Source organism: Terriglobia bacterium (assembly GCA_035712365.1).
Classification (GTDB): Bacteria; Acidobacteriota; Terriglobia; order UBA7540; family UBA7540; genus SCRD01.
Genome location: DASTAW010000062.1, coordinates 118,390 through 129,171 on the forward strand (window position 1 = coordinate 118,390; position 10,782 = coordinate 129,171).

The following is a 10,782-nucleotide window of genomic DNA, read 5'->3' on the forward strand; positions in this document are numbered from 1 at the left end:
TTGCAGAGACTGATTTCCCGCAGAAAGCTTACGGCCCCCAAATGGCTGGCGCCGGCGGTGATTCTGCCGCTGGCCGTCTGCAGTGTACTGCTGGGGGTGCTGGGATTGGCGGCGGATGCCTCCACGTCACAAGCGCGCGCCCCTGCCGGACTCTCCACGGCGGCAGCCAGCGCCTTCCAGTCGAAGCTGATCGAACTCTCCGCGACAGGCCCGGTGAAGCGTGGTCCACACAGTCCGATCGTGATCACCGACAACGAAGTGAATTCATTCGTCAAGTATGATCGCCCGGAGTTTCTGCCAGCCGGCGTCAACGATCTGGAGTTTCATTTCAAGCCTGACGGCATCCATGGAGCGGCCAACGTCAATTTCGATCAGCTCAAGCCCTCACAACAATCTGAAAGTCCGTTGACCGCCCGGCTGCTTGCTTCCATCTTCCACGGCACCCAGCGCCTGACCGCGTTGGGCGCGCTCGAGAGCAAAGACGGCACTGGCACGCTTACCATCAAGGATGTGCACATCGGCAGTACGGCGCTGTCGGACTGGCTGGTCAACTTTCTGGTCCACACCTACGTTGAGTCTGAGTACAAAGTTGACCTGAGCAAGCCCTTCCTTTTGCCAGACCACGTCATGCGCATTGAATTTGCTCCCGGCAAAGCCGTCTTCGTCCGCGGCGCCCAACCGAAAAAGTAGGCTGCTTGCTGCCGGCGTCCTGCGTGCAGAGACGGCTGTCAGCCTGGTGATGCAAAGACCGCTGCAGGAATTCTCGCGCGCTCTGTGTCCTGCCGTTTGATTTGCGCGTGAGATTTCGATTACAAATGGGACTGTGGCTTCTCGACATGTCACTCCCTATTCAGTAATGGCGCAGCATTCAGTCCAACGGAACGACTAAAGTTATGGAACACCCGGGCCAGGTATTGCTCGAGCTCTTCCTGATGTATGCGGGAGGAAAGCTGCTGGCGGAAATCGCCGAGCGGCTCCGGCAGCCCGGAGTTTTGGGCGAGTTGATTGCAGGCGTGTTGCTGGGGCCGTCGCTGCTCCACCTGGTCCATCTCACCGAACTGAACCAGGGCATCGCTGAAATCGGAGCGGTGTTTCTGCTCTTCACCGTTGGCCTGGAAACAAAGCCCAGCGACCTTCTGGAAGTGGGCTGGACGGCTGTCGCCGTCGGGGTCCTGGGCGTCATCCTGCCTTTTGTGCTGGGCCTCTTGTACATGAAGTTTGCCGGCCACACGACGGTCGAGTCGATTTTTGTGGGCGCTGCAATGGTGGCGACCAGCGTGGGCATTACCGCCAGAGTTTTGGGGGATTTGGGCGCCCTGTCAACCCGCGCGGCCCGCGTGATTCTGGCAGCAGCCGTGTTGGATGACATTCTGGGCTTGCTGGTGCTTGCCGTGGTCAGCAGCCTTTCAACCGGAGAAATCCATTACCTCCAATTGCTCACAGTCGCCGCCGAGGCCGTGGGCTTCACGCTTCTGATCGTGTTTTTGGGCTCGCGGCTGATTGGCCGGTTTCAGCCTCAGGTCGAAAAACTTCGCGCGCGCGATTCCGCTTTCATCCTTTCAATCATCCTCTGCCTGGGACTCTCTCTCGCATCTGTTTACATCGGCATCGCCGCCATTGTCGGAGCGTTCCTGTCCGGGCTGGCGTTTGCCGACCACAGCGAGCGGTGGAAGCTGCAAGAGAACGCTCATCCGCTCAGCGAATTCCTGGCGCCTTTCTTTTTTGTGATGCTCGGGGTGCAGGTGAACGTCGAGACGCTTGCGAAGCCCAGCATCCTGGGCCTTGCCGCCATCATCTGTATCCTGGCCATCCTCGGAAAGCTTGTGGGCTGCGGGTTTGGCGCCTTCGGTATGAATTTCAAGGACAAGTTGCGCGTTGGCATTGGGATGGTACCGCGGGGAGAAGTCGGGTTGATCGTGGCGGGCGTGGGTTTGACCCTGCACACCATTTCCGAAGCCGTCTATTCCATCGTTCTGCTGATGAGCATAGTCACCACCCTTGTAGCGCCTCCATTCCTCCGCATGGTGATGCCCTTTCCGTCGAAGGAGGCGTCGCCTCCTGAGGCCCTGCCCCAGGACGAAGGGCGCTCAGCCGAAGTCTCTCTCGAAGAATAAGGCCGGTTGGCTTGATGGACCAACCATCTCTCGATCGCTGGCTGTGCTCCCAGCGCGTACGTTCGGCGCCGCAGGAAATCAATGTCCATGGTGTTTTCAGTTGCTACCTGTATTGTGCTTGGCCTATACTTCACCCTTCAATTTATAAGGGGGCTTCATCATGGGAAAATCAGGAGTTGGACGGCGTGACTTCATGAGAGCGGCGGGCGCGTCTGCAGCGGCACTGGGAGCGGCTGGGACCCTTGGGGCGCAGAGCCAGGAATCGAAACATGCCGATGTTCCACTTGCTCCCGCAACCAAATTTCCCAAGCTTGCATTCATTACCAATTACTCGCGTCAGAAGCTGGCCTTTGCGACCGAAACAGGATATGAAGGCGTAGTGGTAAAGGCCGGGAAGGAATTCAACCCTTACCTGAGCGACTCTCAGATCGACCAGATTCTTGCGACTTCCCGCGAAACAGGCTGCCGGATCATCAGCGTCGAAGGATTTTATGATCTACAGGGAAAAGGCATCAACCACATTGACCCTGACCCCGCGGCGCGGCGCTCGTCAAATGAGAAGTTTATTCATTACCTCGAGTTTGCTCATCGACTGGGCTGCAAATTCGTGGGCGCCTTCAGCGGGGGAATTCCCGGGGCCAGTTTTGACCGGCAGGCGAAAGAGCTTGCGGAAGTATTCCATGACAAATTCCTCCCGGTGTGCCAGAAGCTCGACGTCTCAATGGGGTGGGAGAATTATCCCACGGCGATCAATTTCGCCACCGTCCCGGCGGCCTGGGAGAAAGTGTTTGAGCTGATTCCGGACCACCACTTTGGGATGGAATTTGATCCCTCTCATCTGGTCCGGCAATACATCGATCCTTATGTGGCCGTGTGGAACATCCGTGACCGCCTGCTGGCCATCCATCTGAAAGACACGGAAATCACTCAGCCGGTCCTCCAGCAGGTCGGAATTCGTGGGGATGGCTGGTGGCGCTATCGGATTCCCGGCCAGGGATTGATCGACTGGCCTCGCTTTTTCACCGTGCTTCTTCAGACTGGATTCAATGGCGGCGCAGCCGTTGAGCACGAAGACAAGTTCTGGGATGCGCCTCCGAGTGACGGTGCTGCGGAATTTCCGCAGGCCCGCAAGGACGGGTTCATCCTGGCCTATCGCTTCTTGCGGCAATTTCTTCCGGGCCGCCTCAGTTGATGTGTCCGGGAAGGCGCAACGGTTGCGTCTGCCATTCTGGTCCCGCAAAGCGGGAGAAGAATCTGCTTTTGATCTGTGTACTGAAGATAAAGCAGGTTCCTCAGGCCGATAAGAACGGCGGCCCTTCGGAATGACGAACGAGGTTGCCTTTTCACCGAGCTGTTACACCTCGACAACTCCATGATGAAGCCCACACTGACCTGCACGCGCGTTTCGTTGATTTTCTTCCTTACCTTTGTCCCGGCCGTCTGTCTCGCCGCCGGGCCGCGGCCTTTTACGATCGAGCAGGTGATGAGCGTGCCGTTTCCAGCCGAGCTAACGGCGGCGCCCGCGGGCGCCAAAGCTGCGTGGGTTTTTAATGCCGCGGGAGCGCGCAACATCTGGGTGGCGGAAGTGCAGCCCAATGGGAGCAACTTTGCCGCGCGCCAGCTTACCAGCTATTCCGGGGATGACGGCCAGGACGTTGGAGATATCGCCTGGCTTCCGGACGCTTCCGCCGTTGTCTATGTGCGCGGCGGCGACCTGGAAGACGCGGGCGCGCCCTATCCGAACCCCGCGAGCGTACCGCAAGGCGTCGAGCAGAACGTATGGCTCATGCCGCTCACTGGTGACGCTCCGCAACTCCTGGGCGAAGGCTACGCGCCCGCAGTTTCACCCAAAGGCACGAGCGTCGCCTTCCTTTGCAAGGGACAGGTGTGGCTGGTCAGCATCAATCCGGCGGGCAAGGCGGCGCAGCTCATTCACGCAGAGGGCTCGACAGGATCGCTGCGCTGGTCGCCGGACGGCACGAAACTCGCTTTTGTGAGCAACCGCGGTGACCACTGGCTGATCGGCGTTTACGATTTCGCGCAACAAAGCGTCCATTATCTCGACCCCAGCGTTGACCTTGACTCGAATCCCGTCTGGTCGCCGGACGGAAAACAGATTGCCTTCATCCGGATTCCTGCCTCGGAGCACGAGAGAATCTTTGGCCCCGCGCGCACCGGCGTCCCGTGGTCCATCCGGGTTGCGGATGTTGCAAGCGGCGTCGGGAAGGAAATCTGGAAGGCGCAGGAAGGTGCGGGCAGCGTGTTCCACGGGGTCCATGGCGCCCATCAGTTGCTTTGGGCGGATGGTAATCTTCTCGTGTTTCCGTGGGAGCGCGACGGCTGGCTGCACCTTTATACGGTTCCGGTCGAAGGAGGAGCGGCGCGGCTGCTGACCTCGGGGGACTACATCGTGGAGGACGTGACGCTCACGCCGGACCGTCGCGAGCTGGTCTTTAACTCCAATGAAAATGATGTTGACCGCCGGCACCTCTGGAAGGAGTTCGTCACAGGAGACCATCCGGAGCCTTTGACCCGCGGTGATGGAATTGAGTGGTCGCCTGTGGTGGCAAACCAGGGTGACGCCGTCATCCTGTTGCACTCAGATGCGAAACTTCCGGCGCGGCCTGCGGTTCTCGAGCCTTCCGGCAAACTCCGCGATCTTGCCCCGGACGCCATTCCGGCCGATTTTCCGGCGCACGAAATGGCGACGCCGCAACCCGTGATGATTTCCGCCGCGGACGGCCTTCGCATCCACGCCCAATTATATCTGCCCGCAAACGACCATGACGGCGTACGGCATCCAGCCGTTGTGTTTGTCCACGGAGGTTCGCAGCGGCAGATGCTGCTGGGCTGGCATTACATGGGCTATTACAGCAATGCGTACGCGCTCGACCAGTTTCTGGTCAGCCGTGGTTATGTTGTGCTTTCCATCAACTATCGCGGCGGCATCGGCTATGGCCTGGATTTCCGCGAGGCGCCCAATTACGGGGCCAGTGGCGCCAGCGAGTTCAGCGACGTCGAAGGGGCCGGCCTCTATCTCCGCAGCCGGAATGATGTTGACCCCAACCGGATTGGCATCTGGGGCGGGTCATGGGGCGGCTATCTGACGGCGCTCGCGCTGGCCCGCTCCTCCGACCTTTTCGCTGCTGGAGTTGATATCTCAGGCGTACACAACTGGAATTTTGAGATTCCAGACTGGGTGCCGTCCTATTACGAGCAGCGGCAGCCTGAAACCATGCGCGTGGCGTTCGAGTCTTCGCCGCTCGCTTATGTCAAGACCTGGCGGTCGCCCGTGCTGCTCATCCAGGGCGACGACGATCGAACCGTGCCTTTCAAGGAAATGGTGCACATGGTGGAAGCGCTTCGTCAGGAGCATGTGACGTTACAACAGATCGTGTTTCCGGACGAAATTCACGATTTCCTTCTGCATTCCACCTGGCTGCGCGCGTATCATGCGGCTTCTGATTTTTTTGACCATTACCTTGGGAGCGATCTTGCGAAACGCTAGTGCAGTGTCCGGCGTGATTGTTCATCTTGCGCCGTCATTCCGAGGGTTGGTGGTCTTCCGGCCCGAGGAATCTGCTTCTGCGCCAGACCAAAAGCAGATTCCTCTCCCGCTTTGCGGGATCGGAATGACGGGCGCCAAGCCTCGTTGCAAACGTTCCGTGGGACGCCACGCCAGGACGGGCCGTTGATGACGCTCGTTTCTCCGCGGCTTTGCCAATGGACGAAACGTCGCGGGCGCCCGCGCGCAGATGGAGGCAGAATGAGGCGAAGCACCTCAGTCGGCATTATCATTCTGTTTATTGCGTGTTCTATGGCATGCACCGTACGCGGCAAACCCGGCGCCAGCAAGACGGCCCGTTTCGGGGTTGTGGCCCCTGATCTGCCCTCACGCCTGGCCAAATGGCGCCGCGTCGATATGCCGTACGACTCATCAGGCTTGACAGATACTCAGCGCCAGGTAGTGGACAAGCTCGTGGATGCGTGCCGTTATCTGGACAATATTTTCTGGCGACAGAGCGACCCTGTGGCGCTTGAGCTTTACCTGACTCTGGAAGGCAGTAATGCTCCGGCCGACGTGGAACTGCGACGCTTCCTGATGATTAATGGCAGCCGGTTTGACCTGCTGGACGATAACAAACCATTTGTGGGAACAGCTCCCATGCCGCCGGGACACTGGCTTTACCCGCCCAAGTTGACCCGGGCGGAGATCGATCGCTATATAAAATCACATCATGCCGCAAAGAACGAAATCTACAGTCCCTATACCGTTGTCCAGCACGAAGACCGCGACCTGGCCGCCGTTCCCTACAACGTGGCCTACAAGCCGTTTCTTGAAAAAGCTGCCGCGGACCTGCGCGAGGCCGCAAAGCTTTCCGACGATAAGATGTTTGCAAAATTCCTGGCGGCGCGGGCCGTCGCATTACTGAACGATAATTACTACCCGAGCGACATTCTGTGGCTTGAATTGAAGAACCCGAAAATCGACGTGATCTTTGCCCCATACGAAACCTACCTGGACGGCCTGCTCGGGGTCAAAACCTCCTACGGCGCAGCGGTATTGATTCGGAATGACGCCGAAAGCAAAAAGCTTGCGCTCTACGAAAAGTACATTCCCATGATCCAGCGCGACCTGCCGCTGCCGTCAGCGGATTTGCCTTCGCTGAGCGGCCATCTGACGCCGATGGAAGTTGTGGATTCGCCGTTCCGCGCCGGAGACCTGCGGCATGGCTACCAGGCCGTGGCGGACAACCTGCCGAACGATCCCAGGATCCACCAGACCAAAGGCACCAAGAAAATCTTCTTCAAGAACTTCATGGACGCCCGTGTGAACTACGTGATTCTTCCCTTGGTCAAGCATCTCATGGAGCCCGGCCAGGCGGCCCAGGTCTCGGGCGATGGTTTTATGGCCATGGTGGTGATGCACGAAATTTCGCATGGTCTCGGTCCCGCGTTCGCGCATGTCGGGAACAGGCAGGTCAGAATTCCCGAGGCGATTGGCCCCATCTATTCAGCTCTTGAAGAAGCCAAGGCCGACGTGGTCGGCATGTACGGGCTCAAGTGGCTGGTTGACCGTCACGCGCTTCCGGAATCGGGACTGGATGAGAGTTACGCTTCCTATGTGGGCGGAATTTTCCGCACGGTGCGATATGGGGTCGGCGAGGCGCACGGCAAAGCGGAAATCATGGAGTTCAACTATCTGAGCGAGCAGAAGGCCATCACCTGGAACGACCAGAACGGAAAATACCGCATCGATTATCTGCGCATGCCCGGCGCGCTGGCCAAGCTGGCCCGCGAGCTGCTGGAAATCGAAGCCACCGGCGCCCGCGCCCGCGCCGAAGCCTGGTTCAAGCGTTACGGTAGCATGCCGCAAACCCTCCAATCCGCTCTTGCCAAAACCGGAGACGTGCCCGTCGATATCGACCCCGTTTTTTCATTCCCTGAAAAGGTGCAGTAAGCAGCTCTTAAGTTGCAGTACCCCATCTATAACGGCGTCGCGAGTGGCGCATACGTCGCGCCTTTTGCGATGTATGCGGTCCTTCTTTCCCTACATCAATTGACGTAGAGGCAACCCCCCTGCTACGCATACATTCCAGACCCCGGAACGTATGCGCCACCCGGCGCTCTGGATCATCTCCAAAAGATCGGATAAGATGACTTCGGCCTCAATCGGCGGTTTGTGAGGTGAAGAATGTCCCCTGCAATGCTGGCGGCTCTGGGCCTGGCGATGGGGATGTCGTACGCTTCGGGCCTGAAGCTTTATGCAACCATTGCGGTGCTTGGCCTGCTCCAGCATTTCGGAGTGATTCATCTGCCGGCATCGCTCGCTGTTCTTGCTAATCCCATCGTGATCGCCCTTGCGCTGGCGCTTTTCGCATTGGAATTCTTTGCTGATAAAATCCCTTACGTGGGCAGCGTATGGAATGCCATCCACACCTTCCTCCGTCCGCCTGCCGCCGCGCTGCTGTCCTATGCCGCTCTCAGTCCTGCCCCCACAGAATGGCGGGTGCTGGGCGCTCTGCTTGGCGGCGGAGTGGCGTTTTCCTCGCACAGCATCAAGACGGCCCTGCGCACTCCGCTGGAAGCCAGCCCCGAACCGTTCAGTACCTCCGCCTTTAGCCTTGCCGAAGAGGCATTGGCCGCCTCGGTAGCGTGGCTCGCGGCCACCCACCCGGTGGTGACCATCGCCGTTGTGGTTGCGCTGCTTTCGGGCATGATTTACCTGACCGTTGTTCTCTACCGCACTTTCCGCAAGGGTTTCGGACTGTTTGCCGGGGCTTTCCGCACCTTTATCGTGAGTATCTCATGAAAACCGTTGGTCACTGACTGAGAGTGGTGCCAGCCTTTCCGCGAGGCGCGCAAAGGGTAGGACTGCTGGACAGTCCGAGAAAGCAGACCTAGCAGAAGAGTGGTGAAACGGGATAAACGTCACTTTCGGCGATCAGCATACCTGTCAGCTACGCCTCAGAGCGCACCGTGCCAAAACCACAGCGCCTTAGAATAGTCGTCATCGGCGGTTCGATCGCCGGGCTATCCGCAGGCATTGCACTGCGATGCTTGGGATGTGATGCCCACATTTACGAGCAGTCACCGACGACTTTACGGGGGCGCGGCGGTGGCCTCGTCGTGCAGTACGAGATGCTGGACTGGATGAGCACGCATGGCATTGCGGCACCGGCTACGCTCAGCATTCCGGGTGTGGAGCGCCAGTTTCTCGACCGGCAAGGCCGGGTCATTCAGCATTTTCCCGATTCCACGCCATTTACGTCCTGGGATGCAGTCTTTAGCCAGCTCCGCGCTGCCTTCCCCGAGGATTGTTACCACTACGGTTATCAGTGCATCCGTCTTTCCTCTAACGCGGCAGGTTCAGTCGTGAAGTTCGCGAACGGCGAGCGAGCCGAGGGAGATTTAGTCATCGGCGCGGACGGCTTGGGTTCAACAGTGCGCCGCTACCTTTTTCCAGAAGTACAGCCGGTTTACGCGGGTTACGTGGCTTGGCGGGGCGTGTTTCCAGAGTCGCAGGCACCTGCGCACGTTGTGGAGGTGCTCGCTCGCCGCTTCACGCTTTTTCAGGGCGCGGACTTCCATCTGCTCAGCTACCTGATCCCCGGCGAGCGGGGCGAGTTGGAGCCGGGCGCCAGGCGGCTGAACTGGGTCTGGTATTGGAACACCGATCGCGACCGCGACCTGCCGGAGATTCTGCGCGACCGAGACGGGCATTCGCATCGTTCGTCAGTACCGGCCGGTGCTGTGCAGCCACGTCATTTGGCCACGCTCCGGGAGCGCGCGGACGGATACCTCCCCCCCGTGCTCGCGCACCTTGTGCACGCCACGCCCGAACCGTTCATTCAAGTGGTCTACGATCTACGCACCCCCGCCATGTACCGGGGCAGTGTTGCCACCCTGGGTGACTGCGCGTGTGTTGTGCGACCCCATACCGCCGCCGGAACTTCCAAAGCTTCGGGCGACGCTGTGGCGCTGGCGCAGGACATGCAGGCGGCTGACTTTGACTTGTCCATCGCGCTACCGCGCTGGGAGGCCGAACGGCTCGCGGTGGCAGACAGGTTAATTAATCACGGCCGGCGGCTCGCTCGCAGCTCCGGACTCGGCCAATGACGGCTAATCAGAGCGCCGCAGTGAACCGCCGGTTCGACACTCGTCCCCGCAGCCGGTGCACGATCCCTCCATCGCCCTCCTGCCGCCGCCCCAGCAGCTTCCTCACCCAGCGCGTGCTCAGCCCCAACTGCGCTGCTCCTTCCCGCTGGCTCCAATGCCCTCGCTCGATCCCTTCGAACACGACTAACCGGTCCCGATCCTGTTGACTCAACCTCAGTTCCTCTTTTCTTATCCCCCAAGGTTCTACCACCTAGAGCGGAACTTTCTACTTTGCTCATACCGGAACTTCTCACTTTGCAGCGACATTGCGGCCGATTTTGCTTGACTTTTCTGGCCTAGCATGGTAGTCTCCTTTCAGTGCCTGCATGCGTCGGGTTTTCCGGGGCTAAAAATAACAAATGGGACAGAAAAACACGTTTTTTGAAAAACGAACCGGAGAGGTTATTGAAAACAAAGGAAAATTGCCAAAAAACGAACCGGAAACGAACCTAAAACGAAGCGGAGAAGTTGTTGAAAACACGTGCCTGTGGAAAAAACGAACCGGAACGAACCGGAAAACGAAGCTACCGATCTTATTGAAAACATTAGAAACCCTGAAAATCAAACCTAAAACGAACCGGAGCTTCTCAGAGGGGCTAGACGATCGCCAGAAGTCAACTCCACACGGTCGCAGAACGCCATTTGCATGCATACGGCCCATGGGCTTCGTCCTGGCCTGAGCCGCTCAGAAGATTCGTCAAGATGCTGACTCTGCACACCGCTGCAAATTCGCCACGTCCCGCGGCTTGAAGCATTTCTGGCCGCTTCCCGGGCGCTTGCTCCACGGCTTCTTGGCGTGGGCGTCTCAGCAACTCTTGAAGAGTTTGATGCCTGTCGATGAGGCGTGGCTTTAGTTCCACTGGCCTTACCCTATCAAGCCATTTAAGAAAGTAACTTTGGGTTGTACATGTCGCGCCATCTAAAATGTAACCGAGCTTTGAGACGAATTTGGAGCTTTGGGGCTGAGGCGTCGGTCGGCCAGGGCGTGAATCTGCTCCAGTTTGCGATC

Annotated in this window: 9 protein-coding genes; 8 read left to right on the forward strand and 1 reads right to left on the reverse strand. The window is 58.8% G+C overall.

Features of this window, described 5'->3' with window-relative positions; translation table 11 throughout:
- From VFQ24_18755 to VFQ24_18785, 7 genes are all read left to right on the forward strand, one after another.
- On the forward strand, positions 1 to 690 hold the full coding sequence (locus VFQ24_18755; GenBank protein ID HET9180403.1) for a hypothetical protein: 690 nt from the start codon (positions 1 to 3) through the stop codon (positions 688 to 690).
- Between the two features lie 203 nt (positions 691 to 893).
- Entirely contained in the window at positions 894 to 2,114 is a 1,221-nt protein-coding gene (locus VFQ24_18760) for a cation:proton antiporter (protein HET9180404.1), read from the forward strand.
- Between the two features lie 160 nt (positions 2,115 to 2,274).
- Entirely contained in the window at positions 2,275 to 3,306 is a 1,032-nt protein-coding gene (locus tag VFQ24_18765) for a sugar phosphate isomerase/epimerase (protein ID HET9180405.1), read from the forward strand.
- A 180-nt stretch (positions 3,307 to 3,486) separates the two neighbouring features.
- The gene (locus VFQ24_18770) at positions 3,487 to 5,622 is read left to right on the forward strand and encodes a prolyl oligopeptidase family serine peptidase (protein HET9180406.1); all 2,136 of its coding nucleotides are present in this window, start codon (positions 3,487 to 3,489) and stop codon (positions 5,620 to 5,622) included.
- A gap of 258 nt (positions 5,623 to 5,880) precedes the next feature.
- Positions 5,881 to 7,575: a Zn-dependent hydrolase gene (locus VFQ24_18775; GenBank protein ID HET9180407.1), complete on the forward strand. Its 1,695-nt coding sequence runs from the start codon at positions 5,881 to 5,883 to the stop codon at positions 7,573 to 7,575.
- A gap of 234 nt (positions 7,576 to 7,809) precedes the next feature.
- Positions 7,810 to 8,427, forward strand: a complete 618-nt coding sequence (locus VFQ24_18780) for a DUF4126 domain-containing protein (protein ID HET9180408.1) — start codon at positions 7,810 to 7,812, stop codon at positions 8,425 to 8,427.
- A gap of 167 nt (positions 8,428 to 8,594) precedes the next feature.
- Positions 8,595 to 9,734, forward strand: coding sequence for an FAD binding domain-containing protein (locus tag VFQ24_18785; GenBank protein HET9180409.1), 1,140 nt, complete (start codon positions 8,595 to 8,597; stop codon positions 9,732 to 9,734).
- A gap of 7 nt (positions 9,735 to 9,741) precedes the next feature.
- Here the strand turns inward: VFQ24_18785 and VFQ24_18790 are convergent, their stop codons facing one another.
- Positions 9,742 to 9,945 (reverse strand): hypothetical protein, encoded by a 204-nt coding sequence (locus tag VFQ24_18790; GenBank protein HET9180410.1) that lies wholly within the window; start codon positions 9,943 to 9,945, stop codon positions 9,742 to 9,744.
- A 187-nt stretch (positions 9,946 to 10,132) separates the two neighbouring features.
- Between VFQ24_18790 and VFQ24_18795 the strand changes: the two genes are divergently transcribed.
- Complete coding sequence (locus VFQ24_18795; protein HET9180411.1) at positions 10,133 to 10,453, forward strand: hypothetical protein; 321 nt, start codon at positions 10,133 to 10,135, stop codon at positions 10,451 to 10,453.
- Positions 10,454 to 10,782: the final 329 nt, after the last annotated feature.